Genomic DNA, 23432 nt, shown 5'->3' on the forward strand with positions numbered 1-23432 from the left:
AATCAACATATTACAAGACAAACAAAGCGACAAAACAAAACATTCCGGCCAGCCATTTAACGGGCATCATCCGATGAAGAAAAAGACGGATGTTTTACCACAACTTTTCTTTTCCACCGGCCGGTTTTGTAATAGGAGAAAGCCAATAACAAACCCACAAACCAAGCAATGGGAATACCCCACCAAATACCGGTTACTCCTATTTTCTGCGAAAGAAAATAAGAGGCCGGAATCCGGACGAACCACAGGGAAATAATGGTAAAGAACATGGGAACCAGCGTATCGCCCGCTCCGCGCATCACGCCGTTAATGGTAAACATGGTGGCAAAAACCATATAAAACAACGGTACAATCAACAGATAATGTTTTCCGATTTCAATCACCGCAGGGTCTTTGGTGAAAACTGCCATTAAAGGCCGGGCAAAAAGCAGGGCAATCACTGAAATAAAAACAGCAACTACGTTGGCCATAATCAGCGTTACTTTTAACCCCTTATGTACGCGTTCCATTTTTCCGGCTCCCATATTCTGTCCGGTAAATGTTGCCAACGCTGCCGAAAAGTTCATTGCCGGCATAGCAGCAAAAGAGTCAATACGGACGGCAATACTGTAAGCTGCAATAGTTGGGGTTCCAAATAAATTCACAATCCGGTAAAGGGCCATAAAACCAAAAGCCACAAAAGTCTGCTGAAAGCCGGTAGGCAATCCGATTCGGAGACTTTTTTTAAAAATATCACGGTCAAACTTCATTTGCAACGGACGAAAATCCAGAAAACGGTGATACCGGTTCATATAAAAAATAATGGCAAAAAAAGCAGCTGCCTGTGCCACAACCGTAGCGGCTGCCACTCCTTTGATACCCCACCGGAAAACCAAAACGAACAATAAATCCAAGGCCACATTAAGCAAAGTGGAACCACCCAAAAAATAAAATGGCGTTTTGGAATCTCCCAGCCCGCGCATAATGGCGCTGGTACCCTGATACCCAAAAAAGAAGATAAAGCCGGTGGCATAAACTTTAAAGTAGCTCACTGCATCCGGCAAAACATCCGGAGGAAGGTCGATAAGACGGAAAATAGGACGGGCAAAGACAATTCCGGTTAAAGAAACCACCAAAGCAGCAAAAAACATGAAGATATAAAGCGTATCAATGGTACGCTTTACTTCTTTCATTTTTCCCGCACCAAAAAACTGGGAAATCACCACCGTTGACCCAATAGCAATACCTACAACAAAAGAAATCAGCGCAAAAATAAAAGGGAAGTTAGCGCCCACAGCCGCCAAGGCTTCTTTACCAATAGCTCTCCCCACCACAATGCTGTCCACCACATTGTACAACTGCTGGAAAACATTTCCTGCCAACATGGGCAACGCAAATGAAAAAATAAGTTTTCCTTCGCTGCCGGTAGTTAAATCTTTCAATCGTGCGGGTTAAAAATTGGGATTTATTTTTTCCGGCCCACTGTTTTTTCGCCGGTTTTCAGAATTTTTTTCGGATTGATTTTATCCACATCTTCTTTAAAATCCTGAATGTCGGAAGCCACATCTTTCAGGTCTTTGGCCAAGCCTTCTTCATCCACGGCTTTTTTAAATTCCTTCATTCCTTTTCCTAATCCCCGTGCCAGCTCCGGGATTTTTTTACCGCCAAAAAGCAGAAGAAGAGCGCCAAAAATAAGAATCAATTCCTGTGTACCGATGAGACCGCAAGTTTGTATCATGGCTGTATTTTTTTGACAAAAATAAACATTTATCGGAGTTTTGTAAACCCTTTCGCTTTTTCAAAACGCGTCTCCGTTTTTTACCCGTAACAAAAAGCAACAAGGTACAATTTTTGATGAAACAAAAAGCGTAATTTTGTAATGAAAAACCGTCAGGCTGTTCTATCGCCGTTTGTTCTTTTACAAACGGAGGAAAGTCGGGACAACACAGGGTACCATACTTCCTAACAGGAAGGTGCCGCGTTTGCGGTAACAGCAAGTGCCACAGAAAATAACCGCCGATGTTGCCTTTGGGCAGCAGGTAAGGGTGAAAACGTGGGGTAAGAGCCCACGCGACCGGTTGGTGACAACCGGCCGGGGTAAACCTTATGGGTTGCAAGGCCAAGTATGCCGGCGCTCCTGTTTTAACAGGATAAGGGCGACCCGTCCGACGCCGGCGGGTAGGCTGCTAGAGGTACAGGGTGACCTGTATCCCAGATAAATGATAGAACCCGGAAGTCTTTCCGGCGACAGAATCCCGCTTACAGGCCTGACGGTTTTTATTTTGCCATTACCCTATTTCTCAGTTTATAATGCTTGAGAATTTGTTCATTAGAGAGCCCTTTTTTGGCATACGTCTCCTGAAAAGCTTTCGCAAGGACATGTAAAATCTTATCTACATCTTTTTTAGTCTGGTAAAGAGTTAAAGTAATTCGAAGCCCCGAATTATTATAAGGCACAGCCGGATAAATAGCCCCTGTAACATGTATCTTGTTTTCGAATAACACACTTGAAATTTCATTAACCAACTCTGGTTTTCCTGTGGCAACCATTGCAATAGGAGTCGGAGTATAATCAACAACCGGTAAGTCAAGCTCTTCTGCTAATGCATAAAAATACCGAACCAATTCTGCCAGCTGTTCTTGTCGTTCAACTATTTCATTGCTCAAATGAATCTTGGCCGACTCAATAATTGCTCCCAAAGTAGCAGGCTCTACAGGAGATGTAAACATTAACGGAACTCCTAAAACAAGAATTTTTTCACGTATTTCTTCATTTGGACAAACAATGGCACTACCCCCTGCACCGAAACCTTTTCCCAAAGAGGTAATCAAAAACATTTTATCGTGATAATCAATCTGCGAAAGCAAATATCCACTGCCGTTTTTTCCTGTCCAGCTCATGCCATGTGCATCATCCACAAAAAGATAAAGCTTAGAAAGCCGATTCAACATCTCTTCCAGTTCCTTTGCCGGAATGGTATCACCAAACATAGAGTACACTCCATCTGTAAAATACCAAATCTTCTCATACTGATCAGACAAAGCAGTGTACTTTTCTTCCAAAGCAATCAAATCATTATGATGAATCGTTTCTGTGTGAATTCCGTATGCTCTTAACATATCGGAAGCTATTCGTACCGTTGTATGTACCTGATGATCTAAAATAACGGCATCATGACGTCCAATAAGAATAGGCAAAACCGTTATATGCGAAAGAGTTGTACGCGGAAGCAACAATACGGGTTTGCCAAAAATACGGGAAACCAATTCTTCTGCTTCCCGATAAATATTGAGTTTCAAAAAGGTTCGGGAAATGGCAGTATAAGTACCATAAGTATTAACCGCCCGGATGGACCCCTGCTTCAAACGCTTATCAACAGACAATCCTAAATAATCACAAATTGAAAAATTTAAAAGCTCACCTAAATTTTCAATATCAATATATTTTCCATCGAAAACATTATTACTTGTTGTTAAATGAGCTTTCCCATGTGCTCTAAAAAGGTTTATTACTTCTAAGGCCTGTTTGAATAATTTACTGTCCATCTTTTTATGATTAAGAATTACACAAATATATTCCTATTTTGGGAAATGTTTATAACTTTGATAAAAAAATTATTTTATGGACAAAATACTCTCGTGGTTAAGCCGTGAAAATGGTTTCGAAGAAAACATTGATGCGGAACTCGTTTCTTCCTTGTCATTGGTTGCGCTTATCATTTCTTTAGTCGGTTTTTTTGTTAATTTTTTAATGCGATTAAACCATTTAGTTTCACTAATAGTCGGGGTATCTATAATTGTTTATTTTACTTTATACAAGTTTTCCAAAAAAGAAAAATATCAAACAATTACCAAATGGACGCTGATTGTTTTTTCTATCACATTGTTAAACCTGTTGTGGTATTACAATAATGGTTCGCGCGGTCCGGCTTTGTACATTTTTGTCATCATATACAGTTTTTTTATTCTCGTATTCTCAGGAAAACAGAAAATTATCCTTACTGGTATAGCCAGCTTAAACGTCATAATCCTTTTTCTGTTAGAATACAGAAATCCAAACATGGTAGGGCACTATTACTCTAATCACGATCGTATTATAGATGTTTATACCGCTTTGATATACTACGGGTTAATCTTTTATGTTTTTCTCACCATTATTAGAGATGCTTACTTAGCCCAATATAAAAAGGCCAAAACAGCCGACAAACTAAAATCAGCCTTTTTAGCAAATATGAGTCACGAAATACGCACCCCGTTAAATGCCATTGTAGGATTTAGTAATCTACTGGCTGACGGAACCATTAAAGACGAAGAAAAGGAACAATACGTTTCGATTATTAATACCAGCAGCGAAACATTACTTCAGCTCATTGACGATATTCTGGATGTCTCCATGATCGAAGCCAACCAAGTAAAAATTAATGCCGAATTTTTTTCGGTCAATGATCTGATGCAAAACCTGAAAGAAACCTACACTCCTTCTCTGAAAAAGAAAAAAGGAGACGCCGTAACTTTAGAATTGCAGATTCCCAAAGACACCTTTCTGATTACATCGGATCCCATCCGGATAAACCAGGTTATGATCAATCTGTTAAACAATGCGGTAAAATTTACAGAAAAAGGTAAAATTTCTTTCGGGTTTTCTGCCCAAGGAGAACAACTCCGCTTTTTCGTGAAAGATACCGGAATTGGCATCGAACCAAGCCACATAAATTACCTTTTCGACCGGTTTTATAAAATTGAGGATGATAACAAAAAACTGTACCGCGGCACAGGAATCGGATTATATCTTTGCAAAAAAATTACCGAAATGTTGGGAGGTTCTATCCATGTAAGATCCGAATTCGGAAAAGGTTCAGAATTTTTCTTTTTCTTACCGGCTAAAGATCTTACTGTCAAACCAGCAATTACAAACATACAACACAAAGAAACAACAGAAAGCATACAGCTTCCCAAAGGGACGGTACTTATCATTGAAGACGACCCCAGCAGCAGAATTTACTTTAAAAAGGTGCTAGAAAAGCAACAAATCCACATACTGGAAGCAGCCGGAGGGCACGAAGGCGTAAAAATTTTTCGTGAAACCCCCGATATTTCAATAGTCCTGCTGGACATTAGATTACCCGGCACAAGTGGGTTTGAAATTTTAAAAGAACTGAAAAAGATCAATCCCAATGTACCGGTTATTGCTCAAACGGCTTTCGCCATGACAGGCGACCGTGAAAAATGTATGGCAGCCGGATTTACAGAATACATTTCCAAACCCGTCAAAAAAGACAGGTTGATTGCCTTACTTCATAAATACATATAAGATTATATTTTACCACCCCTTTAATTACACCTAAACGCCAAAGTATCAATTATTTCAACAAACAAACTCACTTACAAGAATCAGGACTTGGCAATCTGTTGAAAAATGACTAATTTTGTTAAAAAGTACGAAAGCTTAGGCAAAATATAAATTGCTTCTTTCCCGTTTAAACAAAAAAAAACGGGAAGAGCAAGTTGAGCCATTTTCAAAATTAAAAAAGGAGTCAAGGACTCCGGATTCGATAGAATTTTTATTTACAACAAAAGGGTTTAAATCCGTACGATATGAATTTATTTACAGCCAATTATAAAAGGAATCAAATAAAAGATGAAGAGTGGTTTTCTTTCGAAAAGCACTTTCTCATCCCGTTAAGTTTAACGGCCATTTTTTTTGCATTTGTTTCAGCCTGCTTAAACATTATTATTGGATTCAACCAGGTCTTAATAACCATCCCATTTATAAGTATGGTTATTTTCCTTGTTGTTTATTATCTGGCAAAAAAAGGGCAACATCTTGTTTTCGCCAAATGGCTTTTTATCGGCACTACATTAATCATTATAAATCTGGTCTGGTATTACAATTACGGAGCGCGTGGCCCTTGGCTTTTCCTTCTGGTCCTGCTCTATAGTTATCTTATTTTTATGATGAGTGGGAGACAGCTCCTAATACTAAGCATATTACTGATAATTAATATTTTATCTTTGTTTTTTTATGAGTATCAACATCCTTTTACACTAGGAAACTATCCATCTGAAAAAGCAAGAATTTTGGATTTTTACTCCGCCATCCTTTTATCGGGGGCAACAGCTTATGTCTTAATGACCATGGCCAAAAGAGCTTATACCACCCAATATAAAAAAGCGAAAATGGCCGATAAGCTCAAATCATCATTTTTGGCCAATATGAGTCACGAAATCCGTACCCCGCTGAATGCCATTGTCGGATTTAGTAATTTGCTGGCCGACGGCACAATCAAAGAGGAAGAAAGGGAAGAATACATTGCCATTATCAACAGCAGCAACGAAACACTATTGCAGCTCATTGATGACATTCTGGATGTATCCATGATTGAGGCCAACCAATTAAAAACAAACGAGGAGCCTTTTTCCGTTAATGAACTCCTGAAAAAACTGGAAATGACGTACCAGCCAATTCTGGCAAAGAAAAAGAAGAATACCGTCCGTTTAAAATTGAATATTCCTGCTGAAAACCATATTATCACTTCTGATCCCATAAGAATCAACCAACTTATGGTCAATTTACTGAACAACGCCATAAAATTTACGGAAAAGGGATTCATTGAAATTGGTTTTTACCTGAAAAACAACACTATCCGATTCTTTATCAAAGACACCGGTATTGGCATTGAACAAGAACATCTCGAACATCTTTTTGACCGTTTTTATAAAATCGAAGACGATAAATCCAAGCTATATCGCGGAACCGGTATCGGATTATACCTCTGTAAAAAAATTGCAGAAATGCTGAACGGAACCATTTCTGTTACTTCAGAACCGGGGAAAGGTTCGGAATTTATTTTTTCCATTTCGGCCAAAAACCTGGTGGTAAAACATACCGATGAGAGCAAGAAAAAATTAAATCTTCAAGCTTCCGGTTTTTCCATTCCAGACAGCACGGTGCTACTTATTGAAGATGACCTGAACAGCCGGATCTATTTCAGGAAGATTATGGAAGAGCTTCATCTCACCATTCTGGAAGCTCCCGATGGGCCTTCCGGAATCAAGCTTTTTAAAGAAAACCCGGATATTGCTTTGGTACTTCTTGACATCCGGTTACCCGGAATAAGCGGCTTTGACGTACTAAAAGAACTTAAAAAAATCAATCCGAATATACCGGTCATTGCCCAAACGGCCTTTGCCATGGCCGGCGACAAAGAGGATTGTATGGCTGCCGGTTTTAAAGACTACATTTCCAAACCAGTAAACCGTCACAAGCTCATCCAACTGCTGCAAAAATACATCTGATGTTTCCGGAACCTTTTGTCCATGAAGAATAATCGTATTTTTGTTTTCCGGTAATTCTCTGCTTATGGCTAAAAAACTACAACGTAAGGAAAGACATAACATTATTCTGCTCCTGCTTATTCTCATTTATGTATTTATCCTTTCTCCGTTCCCGCCCAGTGAGGGCCGGCGGATAGCCTACAGCATCACTTTAAGCGGAATATTTATTATCGCCGTTTTTGCGATCAAAAAGAAAAGCAACCTTTATTTTTATCTGAGCGGAATAGCCATTATTCTGGAATGGGTTTCTGATTTTTACAACCTCACCGCATTACAATGGTTAACTTCCGGAACAACACTATTATTTTTCAACATCGCCATCATTACCATGATGATCCGCATTGCAAAAAGCAAACGGGCAGGTGCGTTGGAGTTTCTCGAAGCCATCAACATTTATTTTCTGCTCGGCATTTTAGGCTCTGTATTTTTCAGCATAATCCATCTGTATTCACAAGGAGCTTTCCGTTTCCCGGAAGGAGTTATCCCTACCCGGTCCGATTTTATTTACTATAGTTTCGTCACCATCTCCACCCTGGGTTACGGTGACATTATTCCCGTGTCGCCACTGGCTAAAAACTTTTCTATTTTTATCAGCATCAGCGGTCAGCTTTATCTCGCTATGGTAGTGGCCATGCTGGTAGGAAAATATCTGAGTGAAAAAACAAAATAACGAACACCCGCTATGGATTCATCCCTGATTTTTCAATACTTTCCTGATTTGTCGAGCCGGCAAAAAGAGCAAATTCAACAGTTGGCTCCTCTTTACCAATTGTGGAACAGCCGGATTAATGTCATTTCGCGAAAAGACATGGATCAGTTTTATTTGCATCATGTTCTCCACTCGCTGGCTATCGCCAAACTGATTTCTTTCACACCCGGCACCACCATTTTAGACGCCGGCACCGGCGGTGGATTTCCCGGCATTCCCCTGGCCATCCTATTTCCGGAAGTACAGTTTTTTTTAGCCGACAGCATCAGAAAAAAAATAAAAGTAGTACGAGAAGTAGCCCAGGCACTCGAACTAAAAAATGTAACTGCTGAACAGATCAGGGTAGAAGAGCTGAAAACATCATTTGATTTTGTGGTGAGCCGTGCCGTAACCGATTTGGAAGTTTTTACCCACTGGGTAGCCGGAAAAATCCGCCCGGATTCAAAAAACAGTTTAAAAAACGGCATTTTGTATTTAAAAGGAGTGGGGATTGATGATGAGTTAAAACGTACGGCACAAAAGAAGAAATGGCACATCAGCACCTTTCCGTTATCCCGGTTTTTTGACGAAGAATTTTTCCAAACCAAGCAGATTGTTCACGTTTTCAGGAGCTAAATTTCTTTCTTAAGAATTAATCCATATTACCCGCTATTTTCCCCCGTTACCGAAATAAATTCTTAATTTCGCCCGTTAAACATTTTCAAAAACCTAACATTTAAAATAAATCGTTATGACAGAAGCAATACAAAAGTCGCTGCGCGAATCGCCGGTGGCACGCTGGACAGCGATGTTTGTCGTTTCCATGTCCATGTTTGGAGCCTATTATTTTAATTATGTCGGATCCACAATTAAACCAATATTAGAAACAGCCCTTGGTTGGACCAGTAGAGATATTGGGGTATATACGGGATCTTATGCCTGGTTCAATGTTTTCCTTCTTATGCTGATTTTCAGCGGTTTGATACTTGACAAGTTAGGTATTAGGATTACCGGTTTGTGGGCTACTGCCATGATGGCTATCGGAACGGCGCTTAACTATTGGGCTATGACTTCCATGCCGGCACATATGTTGTCAATGCATGTAACTCTTCCTTTCATCGGACAACTTTCCATGCAGGTTTTCTTGTCCTGTCTCGGATTTGCAATATTTGGTATTGGAAGTGAGGCGACGGGAATTACGCTATCCAAAGCGATTGTAAAATGGTTTAAAGGGAAGGAGCTGGCTCTTGCCATGGGACTTCAGATGTCCATTGCCCGGTTGGGAACGGCTTTGGCTCTCGCCGTATCATTGCCCCTCGCTATCAAATACACCTACAGTACACCGATTTTACTGGCTTTTGTACTGATGCTGCTTGGTTTGGTGGCCTTTATTGTTTATGTTATCATGGACATCAAACTGGATAAGTCCGAAGAAAATATTGAAATTGAAGAAGAAGAGCCTTTCCGGGTAAAAGATATTGTTTCGATTGTAAGCAACAAAGCTTTCTGGTATATTGCTATTCTTTGTGTATTGTTTTACGGAGCCGTATTTCCGTTCTTGTTTTTTGCACCGGATTTTGTCATTAACAAATACCATGTAGCCCCCAATCTTGCCGGATATATTCCTGCATTGCTCCCGGCCGGAACGATTGTTTTAACTCCTCTTTTCGGATATATTTATGACAGAAAAGGAAAAGGAGCTACTATTATGATTATTGGTGCGGTTATGCTTCTGCTTGTTCATAGTTTTCTTGCTGTTCCCGGTCTTAACCACTGGATTTTTGCTGCCATTTTGGTTATTATCCTGGGTATTGCTTTTTCGCTGGTGCCTTCGGCCATGTGGCCTTCCGTACCGAAAATCATTCCTGAAAACCAATTGGGAACTGCTTACGCCGTCATTTTTTACATTCAGAATATCGGTCTGTTCATTATTCCTACCATCTTGGGGGTTGTTTTGACCATGTCCAACCCGAGTGTAAATCCGAATAAAATGCTGATTAAGTCATCCATCGAACAGAGCTTCCAGAAAGCATTGGCAGCAAAACAAATTACTTACAATAAAAAGGATTTGAAGATTGCCATTGATAAAGCTACCGGAAGGGTTGTTGACTCGATCGTTCAGAACACTTTTTACACGCCAACACCGGAAAAAGAAATCAATAAAACTACTTTGCAAAATAACATCATTGCAAATAACATAAATGCTGCCGCTCAATTTAACCTGATAGACGGAAGCAGAGCTTCGCTGCTGGCGTTGGCTACTGTTTTTACCAAGACAACGTATCCCATTATCGAGAAAGAAAAACTGAACATAACTTATAATTACGAGAACGATATTCTCATATTTGTGTTACTTGGTGTGTTATCTGTTATTTTCGGATTCCTCCTTAAAGCAGAAGACAAGAAGAAAGGCTATGGTTTGGAATTACCCAACATGGAGAAATAAAATTGAATGGACAATCTTAAAATTATAAAATCATGAGTAAAGAAATTTTAAATCTGGAACCTAAGGCTTTGTGGAAAAACTTCTACAGCCTGACACAAATACCGCGTCCTTCGAAAAAGGAAGAAAAAGTCATTGAGTTTCTGAAAAAATTTGGTGAAGACCTTGGACTGGAAACCATTGTGGACGAAGTAGGCAATGTCATTATCAAAAAACCCGCCACAGAAGGAATGGAAAACCGTAAAGGCATCATTCTTCAGGGACATATTGACATGGTTCCTCAGAAAAATTCAGATGTGGATCACGATTTCGAAAAAGATCCCATCGAAGCATACATTGACGGAGAATGGGTAACCGCCAAAGGAACAACCCTTGGTGCTGATAACGGAATCGGTGTGGCGGCTGCCATGACGGTACTCGAAGCCAAAGACCTGCAACACGGTCCGGTAGAAGCCTTGTTTACCATTGACGAAGAAACCGGCATGACCGGTGCTGAAGGACTGAAACCCGGATTGCTGGATGGAGACATCCTGTTAAATCTTGATTCGGAAGACGAAGGCGAACTGTATATTGGCTGTGCCGGTGGTGTGAACACCAACGGTGAAATGGAATACAAAGAAGAAGATGTACCGGAAGGCACGGCAGCTTACAAAGTAGCTGTTAAAGGCTTGAAAGGCGGACACTCCGGGCTGGATATCAACCTCGGACGGGGCAATGCCAATAAAATCATCAATGCGTTACTGGTTACCGCTGCCGAAAAGTTTGGTTTACGCGTAGCCGAAGTGGAAGGAGGAAATCTGCGTAATGCTATTCCGCGTGAAGCTTTTGCCGTAGTGGTCGTTCCGGAAGACAAAAAAGCGGATTTTGAAAAATTTGTGAAAGAATTTGACCAACTTGTAAAAGACGAATTTGCCAAAACCGATGAAGGCGTAGAAGTTACGGCTGAAACTACCGAAAAACCAGCCAAGGTGATGGAAGAAAAAGCACAAAATGCTTTGTTTAAAGCCGTAGCCGACTGCCCCAATGGCGCTATTGCCATGAGCAAAGAACTGGAAGGGATTGTAGAAACCTCTACCAACCTGGCTATCGTAAAAGCCAAAGACGGAAAAATGGAACTGGCCACATTACAGCGCAGCCTTACCGAAGACGGAAAAGACAAACTGGCTGCCGATGTACGGGCTGCTTTTGAAGGTGCCGGACTGAAAGCCGAAAGTTCAGGAGACTATCCCGGATGGAAACCCAATCCCGATTCGATTATCCTGAAAGAAATGAAAGAAATCTATGAAAAAAAATTCGGAAAAGTACCGGAAGTAAAAGTAATCCATGCCGGCCTGGAATGTGGTTTGCTCGGTTCGGTTTATCCTAATTGGGATATGATTTCCTTCGGACCAACGATCCGCTGGCCCCATTCACCGGATGAAAAAGTAAATATCGCTACCGTCCAGAAATTCTGGGACTATCTGGTAGAAACACTTAAAAACGTTCCGGAAAAGTAATTTCCCTTTTCTGAAACAAAAAAACAAATTCCCTTTTCGATGGTTTCGAAGAGGGAATTTGTTTATCCGAAAAAAAGAAAAAGTTTTTTTGACAATAGATTTGTCAGATTGAAAAAATAGTCTATTTTTGCAGTCCCAAAATTTACAGGAAGATGACAAAGAGAACGTTTCAACCATCAGTAAGAAAAAGAAAGAACAAACACGGTTTTCGTGAAAGAATGTCTAGTGTAAACGGCCGTAAAGTCTTGAAGAGAAGAAGAGCCAAAGGAAGAAAAAAACTTACTGTTTCCGACGAACGCAGATAGTAAGTGAACTGAGGTTCATATTTTTCTATATAGCCGTAGAAATTACAGAGACTGTCTTGAGCTATTCAAGACGGTCTCTTTTTTGTGTTTCCCTCCCTGTTAAATAACAACATCTGTTTCTCCGCTGCATCGCTTATTTTCTTTTAGCTAAAAAAAAGCTTCATCCCTTTTTATGAAATGAAGCTTTAAATAAAAGTAATGCCTATAATATTTTCCCCGGCAAAAGCACGTACAACACAAAAACAACTTGTAAAAAAAAATTTCCCCGTTTTATCCACAAAAACCGATGCACATCCAAAATTAATCAGAAAAAACACAAACACCACAAGCACCGGTTTTCTGATTATTCTATTTTTGTAAAAAACCCAGAACAATGACAATAAAAGAGGCTCAAAAAATAGTAGATAACTGGATTACTACTACCGGTGTCCGTTATTTTAACGAATTGACCAATATGGCCATTCTTACAGAGGAAGTAGGCGAAGTAGCCCGGATTATGGCCCGGAAATACGGAGAACAATCCTTTAAAGAGAGCGATAAATCTGCTGATCTGGCCGACGAGCTGGCGGATGTGCTCTTTGTAGTGATTTGCCTGGCCAATCAAACAGGAATCGATCTGGAAAAAGCGCTCATAAAGAATCTGGAGAAAAAAGAAAAGCGCGACAAAAACCGTCATAAAAACAATCCGAAATTGTAAGGAAACTGCTATCTTGAAAACCGGTTATTTCTTTCAGATACAGCCTTCACCAAAAACAAATTTTAAACCGGTCAATCCAAAAAAGTAGTATATTTGCAGCCCCTAAAAAGAGGGATAATTTTGCGGATGTGGCGAAATTGGTAGACGCGTCAGACTTAGGATCTGATGCCGCAAGGCGTGGGGGTTCGAGTCCCTTCATCCGCACATTTTTATTTTAACAAAAATCATTTCAATGAATATTACACAAGAAGAAAGCGGCAAACTCACAGCCCTTGTTCATATCAATCTGAAAGAAGAAGATTACATCGAAAACGTAAACAAACAATTAAAAGAATACCGGCGGAAAGCACAAATGCCCGGTTTTCGTCCCGGAATGGTTCCTATGGGAATGATCAAAAAAATGTACGGAAAAGCTGTTCTGGCCGATGAAGTAAACAAAACGGTTTCTGATGCCCTCAACAACTATCTATACGAAAATAAAATCAACGTACTGGGAAATCCGCTGCCCAATCCTGAAAAAACCAAAACCATTGATTTTGATAAAGATAAAGAATTCGACTTCTTTTTCGATATCGGCATTGCTCCTGACATTGAAGTAAACCTGGACGAAATCGGAAAAGTACCTTATTACAAAATCAAGGTAAGTGATGAAGAAGTGGAAAACGCTTTGGAAGATATCCGTAAACGGCTCGGAAAAGAAGAACATCCGGAAAAAGCCGAACTTGATGATACCGTAAAAGGGAAATTCATCCAGGCTGACGAAGAAGGAAATCCGGTGGAAAACGGCCATGTAAAAGAAGAAGCTTCTTTTGTCATTTCTGACATTGCACTGAAAACCATTCAGAAAAAATTTGTCAGTAAAGCCAAAGGAGCACAAGTTGTTTTCAACCCTGCCAAAGCATTTAAAAACGACGACAAAGTAAAAGAACTGCTCGGTGTATCGGATGAAGAAAAATTAAAAGCGGATTATATTTTTGAAATAGAAGATATCATCCGTACCATTCCGGCTGAACTGAATGAAGAATTCTTTAAACAGGTTTATCCTTCCGATGACCTGAAAACCGAAGAAGATTTCAGAAACCGTATCCGCGAAGATTTGGCCAGCCATTATCAGATGGATGCCGACAAACAGTTTGTTTCGGATGTAATTGATGCTATTCTTGAAAAAGTAAATCCGGAATTGCCGGACGAATTTCTGAAACGCTGGCTTTACGAAAGCAATGAGGGAAAAGCCACCAAAGAGCAAATTGATGGCCAATACGACAGCTATGCCAAGACTTTTAAATGGCAGCTGATAGAACAAAAACTGATCGAAGCCACTGGTGACGCACTGAAAGTAACCCGCGAAGATGTCCGTAATAAATTGCGCAGCTATTTCCAGATTCCTGAAGGAGACACTACCAATCCACAGGCCGAACAGCTGATTGACCAGCTTTTAAGCAACGAACAGGAATACAACCGGATTTTCGGCGAATTGATGGACCAGCGTTACATTGCTTTCTTTAAAGAGAAAATTGAAAAAGACGAAAAAGAAGTCACCACAGACGAATTCGTCAAAATAATTTCAACTCCTAAAGCCTAAACATCATGAACAACAGCAGCAGCGAATTTAAAAAATACGCCACCAAACATCTGGGGATCAATAGCATGACATTAGAGCGCTATAGCTCGGTTTATGGTAATTATATCTCCCCTACCATTATTGAAGAACGTCAGATGAATGTAGCACAAATGGATGTTTTTTCGCGGTTAATGATGGACCGTATCATTTTTCTTGGCGTACCGATCGACGATTACGTGGCCAATATCATTCAGGCACAACTGCTGTTTTTAGAATCGGTGGATGCAAGCCGCGACATTCAGATTTATCTTAACACACCGGGGGGTTCGGTTTATGCCGGCTTAGGCATTTACGATACCATGCAATACATCAAACCCGATGTGGCTACTATCTGTACCGGAATGGCGGCTTCTATGGGAGCCATCATCCTGTGTGCCGGCGAAAAAGGCAAACGAACCGCTTTGCCGCATTCGCGCGTACTGATTCACCAGCCAATGGGCGGAGCTCAGGGACAAGCATCTGACATCGAAATCACGGCTCGTGAAATCCTGAAACTCAAAAAGGAACTTTACGAAATTATTGCCAAACACAGCGGACAGACTTACCGGAAAATTGAAAAAGACAGCGACCGCGATTACTGGATGACAGCCAAAGAAGCCAAAGACTATGGCATGATTGACGAAGTGCTGGGGCAAAAATAATCTTTGAAAAATGTTTTAATGTGTTGTCTCTGTAAAAACAGGCAACATCAATCTGTTATTCATGGCAAAATCAAAAGAAGAACACTGCTCATTTTGTGGCCGGCCTAAATCAGAAACCGATCTGCTGGTAACCGGACTGGAAGCCCAAATTTGCAATTATTGCATCGAGCAGGCCAAAACCATTCTGGATGAAGAACTGCGTGCCAAACACAAAGAACTAAAAATCGATCACACGCTGTTAAAACCGGCAGAAATCAAAGCTTTTCTCGACCAGTATGTCATCGGGCAGGAAGACGCCAAAAAAGTACTTTCTGTGGCCGTTTACAATCACTATAAACGAATTGGACAACGCTCAGATGAGAATGACGTGGAAATCGAAAAGTCAAACATCATTCTCGTGGGAGATACCGGTACCGGAAAAACATTGCTGGCACAAACCATTGCCCGCATGCTGCATGTTCCGTTTGCCATTGCTGACGCTACCGTCTTAACTGAAGCCGGTTATGTGGGCGAAGATGTGGAAAGCATCCTGACCCGCCTGCTACAAGCTGCCGACTACGATGTAAAAGCCGCCGAAAAAGGAATCATCTTTATTGATGAAATAGATAAAATTGCCCGTAAAAGCGACAACCCTTCCATTACCCGCGATGTTTCGGGCGAAGGCGTACAACAGGCTTTGCTCAAATTACTTGAAGGCTCGGTGATTAATGTACCACCGCAGGGCGGACGAAAACATCCGGAACAAAAAATGATCCAGGTCAATACCCGGAATATCCTGTTTATTTCGGGAGGTGCTTTTCAGGGAATCGAACGAATTATTGCTGCCCGTCTGCGTACCAATGTGGTAGGTTACTCCTTTGCCGGACATAAAGAGGAAGGAATTGACATGAACAACCTGCTGCAATACATCTCTCCGGCCGACCTGAAAAAATACGGGCTGATTCCTGAAATTGTCGGACGCCTGCCCATTCTGACTTACCTGAATCCGTTGGATAAAGAAGCATTAAAACGCATCCTGACAGAACCGAAAAATGCGCTGGTAAAACAATTTACCAAGCTGTTTGAAATGGATGGCATTCAATTGGTTTTTGATGACGCCGTTTTAGATTTTGTTGTTGAAAAATCCATTGAATTTAAACTGGGAGCCCGCGGATTGCGCTCCATTCTCGAAGCCATTCTGATGGATGCCATGTTTGAACTGCCATCGAAAAAACAGACCAAAAAGTGGCGGGTTACCCTGAAATATGCCAAAGAAAAACTGGAAAAATCCAATCTTTCCAAATTAAAAGCTGCGGTGTAAATGCCGGTTAAAAAATTAAAATGTACTTTTGATACATTTTAAAAGGCATTGGGTTTAACATGTTTGAGGAATTTTTAAACCATATCCGGCAACATCAGCTTTGTTCTTCCGATGATAAGATTTTGGTAGCGGTAAGCGGTGGGGTAGATTCTATGGTCATGTTGCACCTTTTGCACCGGGCCGGATTTTCTCTTGCCATAGCCCACTGCAATTTCAACCTTCGGGGGCGTGAATCGGATAATGATGAAAAATTTGTCAGGGAACAAGCCAAAATTTATCACATCCCGGTTTATGTAAAAAACTGTAACGCATCCATTTACGCAAAAGATAAAAAAATCAGTATTGAAATGGCCGCACGCCACTTACGATATGCATGGTTTGAATCTTTGCTTACAAAACACCACTTTCAAAAACTGGCTGTAGGACATCATCGCGATGACGATGCCGAAACTTTTTTTATTAAGCTGTTACGCGGCTCGGGACTGGACGGACTAAAATCCATTTTACCGGCACGCGATGTGTTTATCCGGCCGTTGTTGTTTGCCTCGCGTGAAGAAATAATGACTTATGCCCAAAAACATCATCTTCCTTTCCGGGAAGATTCTTCCAACGATTCTGACGACTTTCTGCGTAACCGCATCCGCCACCATTTGCTTCCGTTTTTCGAAAAAGAATTTCCGGGCAGCCAAAAAGCCCTGGCCGAAAGCCTGAAAAAGTTAAAAGAAACCGATGCTGTCTTCAACCAGTTGATTGATGAAAAAAAAGAAAATCTTTTCATCCGGGAAAAAACAGCCGTTCATATCAAAAAAGAGAAACTCCTTTTCCCGTCTCCCCAAAAGGCCTGGTTTTATTTTCTGCTCCGCGAATTTCATTTTAACCGGCAAACGACGGATAACATTTTCGACGTACTCCAGTCGGAACAAACCGGACAGTTATTCTATTCTGACACCCATGTTTTGCTAAACGATGCGCATGTTTTGCAAATAAAAAAGAGAGCCGAACTGCCAGATGACAAAGTGTATCTTGTCCATCCCGGTAAACCTTTAAAAAAGCCGATTTCTCTTTCTTTTACTTCCTTTCTTAAAAAAGAGGTTTCCTCACTTTTTACCACAGAAAAGGAGGCTATTTTTGATCAGGAAAAACTCCGTTTTCCTTTAAAACTACGGCATTGGCAAAAAGGAGACCGGTTTTCTCCTTTTGGAATGAAAGGAAGTAAATTGCTGAGCGATTTTTTTACTGATGAAAAGATCAACCGCTTTTTGCGCGATGAAATCTGGTTGCTGACCAGTGGCGATGAAATCATTTGGGTCATCGGCTACCGGACATCCGAGAAATTTCGTGTTACAGACAAAACGCAAACCATTCTAAAAATTACCTGGCATCCATAAAGGAAACAGACACTTTTCCCAGAACGGTCTATAAACCTGAGCAAACGATAAAAAGCTTATTCACTTAACTTTTCCAGCCAGCGTTCAATTTCATCTACCTGGATTGCCGGGATATCCAATTTGTTCTTCTTACGATATCCGTTTAATTTCTGCTGAATGGCGGTGGCTTTCATTCCGGAAAGATCCTGGGGTTTGGAAAATCCGGCTTTGATCATATGCTGAGCCCATTCGCTGTTGATACCGAAAGCGGTAAAATCTTCCGGTCCATAAACTTTTACCGGCTTTTCAGGTCGCATTTGCGGGAAGAACAACACTTCCTGGATGGATGGCTGATCCGTTAAGAGCATAACCAGCCGATCAATACCGATTCCGATACCCGATGTGGGCGGCATACCATATTCCAGGGCACGCAAAAAGTCATAATCGATATACATGGCTTCATCATCCCCTTTTTCGGCCAACCGTACCTGCTCTTCAAAACGCAGTCGCTGGTCAATAGGATCATTCAGCTCAGTATAAGCATTGGCCAGTTCCTTCCCGTTCACCATCAACTCAAAACGCTCGGTCAATTCCGGATTATCCCGGTGCCGTTTACAAAGCGGAGACATTTCTACCGGATAATCAGTAATAAAAGTAGGCTGGATATAATTTTTCTCACATTTTTCCCCAAAAATCTCATCAATCAGCTTGCCTTTTCCCATCGACGGATCCGTTTCAATATCCAGCTTTTTACACACCTCACGCAACTGATCTTCGTTCATTCCGCTTACATCAATGCCTGTATTTTCTTTAATGGCATCCAAAATACTGATGCGTTTAAAAGGTGCTTTAAAATCAATCTCGTTTTCACCTACCCGTACTTTTGTGGTGCCGTGCAGATCGGTGACAATTTTTTCGAGCATGGCCTCCGTGGTTTTCATCATCCACAAGTAATCTTTATAGGCCACATACATTTCCATTTGGGTAAATTCCGGATTATGAAAACGATCCATTCCCTCATTCCGGAAATCTTTGGCAAATTCAAAAACGCCTTCGTAACCGCCAACGATCAGCCTTTTTAAATAAAGTTCATTGGCAATACGAAGATACAACGGAATATCCAGCGCATTGTGATGGGTAATAAACGGACGGGCAGCAGCACCACCGGGAATGGGTTGCAAAATGGGGGTTTCCACTTCCAGATAGCCTTTGGCATTCAAAAAATCGCGCATAGAACGAATAATCTGGGCCCTTTTTACAAAAATATCCCGGACATGGTCGTTCACCACCAAATCGACATACCGCTGCCGGTACCGTTGATCAGGATCGGTAAAAGCATCATAAACTTTTCCGTCTTTTTCTTTTACGATGGGAAGCGGCCGCAGCGATTTAGCCAACACTGTCAGTTCGGTCACATGCAGGGTAATTTCTCCCATTTTGGTAACAAAGATAAATCCCTTCACCCCGATGAAATCACCGATATCCAACAATTTTTTAAAGACCGTGTTGTACATGGTCTTATCTTCTCCGGGACAAATATCATCGCGTTTCAGGTAAATCTGGATACGACCGGTGGGATCCATAATCTCGGCAAACGAAGCGGCTCCCATAATTCGCCGGCTCATAATACGGCCGGCCATACTTACGTTCTGAAAAAGCGTATTATCTTCCGGATATTTTTCTTTTACTTCTTTGGCTGTAGCCGTTACTTTATATTCGGCCTGGGGATAAGGATTAATTCCCAGTTTTCTCAACTCTTCGAGCGCCTTGCGCCTAACGATTTCCTGTTCACTCAGCTGCTGCATACCTGCTTTCTTTAAAATTTTTGCAAAGATAATACTTCTGCAATTAGCGCAAGCAATGAAATTTAACGGGAACATGAAGTATTTTGAAGAAGACCGGTTGCCCATTTAAATCCGAACGGATCGATAACAAAATGAAACGGGAGATGCTAAAATCCGCCGGCTGGCTGAGAAGGAAACTTTAAATCCTGAGTATAAATCTCTTGCCAACCATTTTTCGTGGTAAAAAATTCGGAAAAGACAATTAGTGAATCCTGTCAGAACTTAATGAAAAAATATTTAACCCGTTGATTTTTAGATGTTTTTATTCTTTAACATCCGGTAAAGCGTGGATTTCCCAATCCCCAGTTTTTTGGCAGTCATCACCACATTTCCATCATATTTTTCCAAAAAGTAACGAATGATTTTTTGGTTATAATCAGCCAACGTTGTTTCTTCCAACAAAATATCAGAGGGAAGTCCGGCAGAAGAGAACTGAATATCTCCGGCATCAATTACATTACCGTCTGACATTACTGTAGCCAGTTCCACAATAGCAGCCAGTTCCCGAACATTGCCCGGATAACTGTAACTCATCAATTTATCCTGTGCTTTCTTGGTAAACACTTTGGGTTCCAGACCGTTCTCTTTACAATATTGTTCAGCAAAATGTTTAGCCAATAAAATAATATCCAGTCCCCGATTCCGCAGCGGAGGCAATTCAATAGGAAGTCCGAGAAGCCGATAATACAAATCCTGGCGAAAATTTCCTTTTTTCACTTCCTCGGCCAAATTGCGATGGGTAGCTACAATCAAGCGCACGTCAATTTTTATGACTTCATGGCCTCCGATTCGTGTGAGTTCCTTCTCCTGAATAACACGCAACAATTTGGTTTGCATGTTCATATCCATTTCTGCCACTTCGTCCAAGAAAAGGGTTCCTCCATTAGCCAGTTCAAACTTTCCGATTTTCCGGGTATCAGCACCGGTAAAAGCACCTTTTTCATATCCGAAAAGCTCACTTTCAATCAGTTCGTTGGGGATAGCCGACACATTGATGGGAATAAAAGGCTTTTTGGCCCGGGGAGAATTATAATGTATTGCTTTTGCCACCAACTCTTTCCCGGTTCCGGTTTCACCGGTAATGGAAACCGTAATATTGGAACGAATGGCCTTGTCCATCCGGTCAAAAACCTTTTTTAATGGCGGACTGTTACCTTTAATAATATTCCGGAAAGCATATTTTTTACCCAATTCATTTTTTAGGCTATCCAGCTCAACCCGCAGATTTTTATGCTGACGGATATTATTCACCGCATTCCAAAGACGGTCTTTCGTATCGTAATCTTTTACAAAATAATCGTAAGCACCGGCTTTTAACAACCCCACAGCCGTTTGGATATCTTCCTGTCCCGAAACAATGATAACCGGCAGGTCGGGATAATCTTCTTTTATTTTTTTCAAAACACGATCACCCCGCATGTCCGGAAGCCCATAGTCCAGCGAAATCACATCCGGTTTTTTATACAAATTATCCAGACACTCTTTTCCGGTTTGAAATAAAAAAACTTCATTGTCCGGATTCAGTTCCAAATGACGTTTCAGTAATTCGCCGTAAAAATGGTCATCTTCAACAATAAAAATTCTTAATGGAGATTGAGTTGCTGCCATGTAACCTGCCTTTGTTGTTTATTATACTGGAAATCGCCGGAAAAGTTTCCATATTTTGGAAAATTCTCAAAATGGGACTCCACTCCTTTTTCCTGATATAAATTCTTCTATTTTCAAGGTTAGCAAACGCTTACAATCCGTATGCCATAAAGCATATTTCGCTGTTTTTAAACAAATTAAAAAATTACCCAAAATTCTTGAATCTACTTTTCCCAATATGAAACGCTTTCCCAGGCCCTAAAAAACTCCATTTACGGATAATCTCCCCGATTCCGGAATACAACTACTTAAATACTTTTTTAACATCAGCCCCCCTATTCGTATGATTTTTTGTACTTTTCACTAAAAATTAAAAATGAAAGTTGCCGTAACCGGTGCAACGGGTCATGTGGGAACCTGCCTTGTTCAACAGCTTCTCGAGAAAAACCATAAGGTACGGGTATTGGTACATCACCATCCGGAAAACTTACAAAACCTTCCGGTGGAAATCGTAACGGGAAGCCTCCAGGAGGAAGAAACTTTGGAGCAATTGTGCAACGACCGGAAAATTATTTTCCACCTGGCCGCCAAAATTTCCATCGGCAACGAAAAAGAAGAACCGGTTTATGAAACCAATGTAACCGGAACCAAAAAATTGGTGAACACTGCACGAAAAAGCGGAGTAAAAAAATTGATCCATTTTAGTTCCGTACATACGCTACAATCCTTTCCTCACAATAAACCTCTTGACGAAAACCGTCCGCTGGTATTAGATTCCAATCTGATTTATGAAAAAAGCAAAGCTGTGGCTGAAAAATGGGTTCTGGAACAAAACACCACTGACTTTCAGGTTATTGTACTCAATCCAACAGCCATCATCGGTCCTTGTGATAAACGGCCTTCTTATTTGGGCCGGGTAATTCAAAAGATTTATCAGGGCTCATTACCCGGACTGGTTCCGGGCGGCTATAACTGGGTGGATGTTCGCGACGTGGCTGCTGCAGCAATAGCCGCTGCCGAAAAAGGACATCCCGGTGAACGGTACCTGCTTTCGGGAACCTGGAAGAGCCTGCAAGAACTGGCCGAAATAATTTGTGCTCACCGGAATAAAAAATGTCTTATTCCGGTTTTCCCTTTCTGGCTGGCATATGGGGCCGTTCCTTTTATCACCTTTTTTTCCCGTGTAGCAAACAAAGAACCACTTTATACCCGCACCAGTCTGACTATTTTAAAAAATGCTCATCCGAATATTTCTTCTGAAAAAGCCCGTCGCGAACTGGGATTTTCTCCCCGTCCGCTGGAAGAAACCCTTGCCGATACCATCAACTGGTTTAAAAAACATCAATATCTTTGAACCATGATGAGTGAAAAACTGTTTTTTCATTTGCTTTATGCCTGGATGGCACTGGCTGTTGTCATTTTTCCCATTTTATTAAAGGTCACCGTTCCTTACGGACGGCACACCCGCAATACCTGGGGGCCTATGGTAAAAAACCGTTTGGGTTGGTTTTTAATGGAACTGCCTGTGGCCATTGTTTTTTCATGGTTCTTTTTTCATGGAAAAGCGCCTAAAACAGCTCCGGTTTATGTATTTTACGGATTGTTTATGCTGCATTATTTCAACCGGATATTCATTTTTCCTTTCCGGTTACGCGACAATGGGAAACAGATGCCCTGGCTCATTGTTTTGCTGGCCCTGTTTTTCAATTTTTCCAACGGATTTTTTAACGGATACTGGTTTGGAACGCTCAAGCCAGACTATCCGGTATCGTGGTTCAAAAGCTGGCAGTTCATTGCCGGCCTCATCCTGTTTTTTACCGGCATGATCATCAACATTACTGCTGATCAGAAATTGTTGAATTTACGAAAAGGCGGAAAAAAAGGATATTACATTCCTCATGGCGGATTATTCGAAAAAATATCGTCTCCTAATCTTTTTGGAGAAATCATTGAATGGAGCGGGTGGGCGCTGATGAGCTGGTGTCTGCCGGCCTTTTCATTTGCCCTATGGACCGCCGCCAACCTGATTCCGCGGGCATTGGATCATCACCGGTGGTATCATCATTATTTTACGGATTATCCGAAAGAACGAAAAGCCCTGATTCCTGGAATTTTATAAGACTAAACCA

18 protein-coding genes, 1 tRNA gene, 1 other RNA gene and 1 pseudogene are annotated in these 23432 nt (G+C 41.1%); 16 read left to right on the forward strand and 5 right to left on the reverse strand.

Annotated features, from left to right (window positions below):
* Nucleotides 1-56: 56 nt before the first annotated feature.
* Together LA303_RS11635 and LA303_RS11640 are read right to left on the reverse strand one after the other, a co-directional pair.
* Nucleotides 57-1421 (reverse strand): MATE family efflux transporter, encoded by a 1365-nt coding sequence (locus tag LA303_RS11635; protein WP_240525553.1) that lies wholly within the window; start codon nucleotides 1419-1421, stop codon nucleotides 57-59.
* Between the two features lie 23 nt (nucleotides 1422-1444).
* A complete protein-coding gene (locus LA303_RS11640; RefSeq protein ID WP_240525554.1) occupies nucleotides 1445-1717 on the reverse strand; it encodes a twin-arginine translocase TatA/TatE family subunit in 273 nt (90 codons plus the stop codon).
* 149 nt (nucleotides 1718-1866) lie between these two features.
* On the opposite strand from LA303_RS11640, the gene rnpB reads away from it, so the two are divergent.
* An RNA gene (gene rnpB / locus LA303_RS11645) (RNase P RNA component class A) lies at nucleotides 1867-2257 on the forward strand.
* On the opposite strand, the gene LA303_RS11650 is transcribed toward rnpB, so the two are convergent.
* Nucleotides 2257-3525 carry an aminotransferase class I/II-fold pyridoxal phosphate-dependent enzyme gene (locus LA303_RS11650; protein ID WP_240525555.1) on the reverse strand — a complete coding sequence of 423 codons (1269 nt, stop codon included), beginning with the start codon at nucleotides 3523-3525 and terminating at the stop codon, nucleotides 2257-2259. The genes rnpB and LA303_RS11650 overlap by 1 nt on opposite strands.
* A 76-nt stretch (nucleotides 3526-3601) precedes the next feature.
* Between LA303_RS11650 and LA303_RS11655 the strand changes: the two genes are divergently transcribed.
* The 13 genes and pseudogenes from LA303_RS11655 (at nucleotide 3602) to tilS (ending at nucleotide 17893) form a co-directional block, all read left to right on the forward strand.
* Nucleotides 3602-5290: an ATP-binding protein gene (locus tag LA303_RS11655; RefSeq protein ID WP_240525556.1), complete on the forward strand. Its 1689-nt coding sequence runs from the start codon at nucleotides 3602-3604 to the stop codon at nucleotides 5288-5290.
* 767 nt (nucleotides 5291-6057) lie between these two features.
* A complete protein-coding gene (locus tag LA303_RS11660) occupies nucleotides 6058-7275 on the forward strand; it encodes an ATP-binding response regulator (protein ID WP_240525557.1) in 1218 nt (405 codons plus the stop codon).
* 64 nt (nucleotides 7276-7339) lie between these two features.
* Nucleotides 7340-7984 (forward strand): potassium channel family protein, encoded by a 645-nt coding sequence (locus LA303_RS11665; protein WP_240525558.1) that lies wholly within the window; start codon nucleotides 7340-7342, stop codon nucleotides 7982-7984.
* 12 nt (nucleotides 7985-7996) lie between these two features.
* The gene (gene rsmG / locus LA303_RS11670) at nucleotides 7997-8638 is read left to right on the forward strand and encodes a 16S rRNA (guanine(527)-N(7))-methyltransferase RsmG (RefSeq protein WP_240525559.1); all 642 of its coding nucleotides are present in this window, start codon (nucleotides 7997-7999) and stop codon (nucleotides 8636-8638) included.
* 115 nt (nucleotides 8639-8753) lie between these two features.
* Nucleotides 8754-9959, forward strand: a pseudogene (locus LA303_RS11675) (MFS transporter); the annotation flags it as partial.
* A 521-nt stretch (nucleotides 9960-10480) separates the two neighbouring features.
* The gene (locus LA303_RS11680) at nucleotides 10481-11941 is read left to right on the forward strand and encodes an aminoacyl-histidine dipeptidase (protein ID WP_240525561.1); all 1461 of its coding nucleotides are present in this window, start codon (nucleotides 10481-10483) and stop codon (nucleotides 11939-11941) included.
* A gap of 152 nt (nucleotides 11942-12093) precedes the next feature.
* Nucleotides 12094-12246: a 50S ribosomal protein L34 gene (rpmH, locus tag LA303_RS11685; RefSeq protein WP_240525562.1), complete on the forward strand. Its 153-nt coding sequence runs from the start codon at nucleotides 12094-12096 to the stop codon at nucleotides 12244-12246.
* 373 nt (nucleotides 12247-12619) lie between these two features.
* Nucleotides 12620-12943 (forward strand): nucleotide pyrophosphohydrolase, encoded by a 324-nt coding sequence (locus tag LA303_RS11690; RefSeq protein WP_240525563.1) that lies wholly within the window; start codon nucleotides 12620-12622, stop codon nucleotides 12941-12943.
* Nucleotides 12944-13065: 122 nt separating this feature from the next.
* A tRNA-Leu gene (locus tag LA303_RS11695) sits at nucleotides 13066-13147 on the forward strand.
* Between the two features lie 28 nt (nucleotides 13148-13175).
* Nucleotides 13176-14525, forward strand: coding sequence for a trigger factor (gene tig / locus LA303_RS11700; RefSeq protein ID WP_240525564.1), 1350 nt, complete (start codon nucleotides 13176-13178; stop codon nucleotides 14523-14525).
* A 5-nt stretch (nucleotides 14526-14530) separates the two neighbouring features.
* Nucleotides 14531-15205, forward strand: a complete 675-nt coding sequence (clpP, locus tag LA303_RS11705; protein WP_240525565.1) for an ATP-dependent Clp endopeptidase proteolytic subunit ClpP — start codon at nucleotides 14531-14533, stop codon at nucleotides 15203-15205.
* Between the two features lie 61 nt (nucleotides 15206-15266).
* Nucleotides 15267-16505 carry an ATP-dependent Clp protease ATP-binding subunit ClpX gene (gene clpX, locus LA303_RS11710; protein WP_240525566.1) on the forward strand — a complete coding sequence of 413 codons (1239 nt, stop codon included), beginning with the start codon at nucleotides 15267-15269 and terminating at the stop codon, nucleotides 16503-16505.
* Between the two features lie 59 nt (nucleotides 16506-16564).
* Nucleotides 16565-17893, forward strand: a complete 1329-nt coding sequence (gene tilS, locus LA303_RS11715) for a tRNA lysidine(34) synthetase TilS (protein WP_240525567.1) — start codon at nucleotides 16565-16567, stop codon at nucleotides 17891-17893.
* 56 nt (nucleotides 17894-17949) lie between these two features.
* Here the strand turns inward: tilS and lysS are convergent, their stop codons facing one another.
* Nucleotides 17950-19677 (reverse strand): lysine--tRNA ligase, encoded by a 1728-nt coding sequence (lysS, locus tag LA303_RS11720; RefSeq protein ID WP_240525568.1) that lies wholly within the window; start codon nucleotides 19675-19677, stop codon nucleotides 17950-17952.
* Nucleotides 19678-19968: 291 nt separating this feature from the next.
* Nucleotides 19969-21324 carry a sigma-54-dependent transcriptional regulator gene (locus tag LA303_RS11725; protein ID WP_240525569.1) on the reverse strand — a complete coding sequence of 452 codons (1356 nt, stop codon included), beginning with the start codon at nucleotides 21322-21324 and terminating at the stop codon, nucleotides 19969-19971.
* Between the two features lie 355 nt (nucleotides 21325-21679).
* Here LA303_RS11725 and LA303_RS11730 point away from each other — a divergent pair, with 355 nt between their 5' ends.
* Both LA303_RS11730 and LA303_RS11735 read left to right on the forward strand, forming a co-directional pair.
* Complete coding sequence (locus tag LA303_RS11730; RefSeq protein WP_240525570.1) at nucleotides 21680-22657, forward strand: NAD-dependent epimerase/dehydratase family protein; 978 nt, start codon at nucleotides 21680-21682, stop codon at nucleotides 22655-22657.
* A gap of 3 nt (nucleotides 22658-22660) precedes the next feature.
* A complete protein-coding gene (locus LA303_RS11735) occupies nucleotides 22661-23422 on the forward strand; it encodes a DUF1295 domain-containing protein (RefSeq protein ID WP_240525571.1) in 762 nt (253 codons plus the stop codon).
* Nucleotides 23423-23432 lie beyond the last annotated feature (10 nt).

This window comes from Candidatus Sulfidibacterium hydrothermale, assembly GCF_020149915.1.
GTDB classification, from domain to species: Bacteria; Bacteroidota; Bacteroidia; order Bacteroidales; family F082; genus Sulfidibacterium; species Sulfidibacterium hydrothermale.

Coding starts and splice junctions, on each gene's coding strand:
- LA303_RS11730 (WP_240525570.1), top strand. CDS start 21,680: ATGAAAGTTGCCGTAACCGGTGCAACGGGTCATGTGGGAACCTGCCTT.
- LA303_RS11690 (WP_240525563.1), top strand. CDS start 12,620: ATGACAATAAAAGAGGCTCAAAAAATAGTAGATAACTGGATTACTACT.
- LA303_RS11680 (WP_240525561.1), top strand. CDS start 10,481: ATGAGTAAAGAAATTTTAAATCTGGAACCTAAGGCTTTGTGGAAAAAC.
- rpmH (WP_240525562.1), top strand. CDS start 12,094: ATGACAAAGAGAACGTTTCAACCATCAGTAAGAAAAAGAAAGAACAAA.
- LA303_RS11640 (WP_240525554.1), bottom strand. CDS start 1,717: ATGATACAAACTTGCGGTCTCATCGGTACACAGGAATTGATTCTTATT.
- LA303_RS11650 (WP_240525555.1), bottom strand. CDS start 3,525: ATGGACAGTAAATTATTCAAACAGGCCTTAGAAGTAATAAACCTTTTT.
- clpX (WP_240525566.1), top strand. CDS start 15,267: ATGGCAAAATCAAAAGAAGAACACTGCTCATTTTGTGGCCGGCCTAAA.
- LA303_RS11725 (WP_240525569.1), bottom strand. CDS start 21,324: ATGGCAGCAACTCAATCTCCATTAAGAATTTTTATTGTTGAAGATGAC.
- LA303_RS11655 (WP_240525556.1), top strand. CDS start 3,602: ATGGACAAAATACTCTCGTGGTTAAGCCGTGAAAATGGTTTCGAAGAA.
- lysS (WP_240525568.1), bottom strand. CDS start 19,677: ATGCAGCAGCTGAGTGAACAGGAAATCGTTAGGCGCAAGGCGCTCGAA.
- rsmG (WP_240525559.1), top strand. CDS start 7,997: ATGGATTCATCCCTGATTTTTCAATACTTTCCTGATTTGTCGAGCCGG.
- tilS (WP_240525567.1), top strand. CDS start 16,565: ATGTTTGAGGAATTTTTAAACCATATCCGGCAACATCAGCTTTGTTCT.
- clpP (WP_240525565.1), top strand. CDS start 14,531: ATGAACAACAGCAGCAGCGAATTTAAAAAATACGCCACCAAACATCTG.
- LA303_RS11735 (WP_240525571.1), top strand. CDS start 22,661: ATGATGAGTGAAAAACTGTTTTTTCATTTGCTTTATGCCTGGATGGCA.
- tig (WP_240525564.1), top strand. CDS start 13,176: ATGAATATTACACAAGAAGAAAGCGGCAAACTCACAGCCCTTGTTCAT.
- LA303_RS11665 (WP_240525558.1), top strand. CDS start 7,340: ATGGCTAAAAAACTACAACGTAAGGAAAGACATAACATTATTCTGCTC.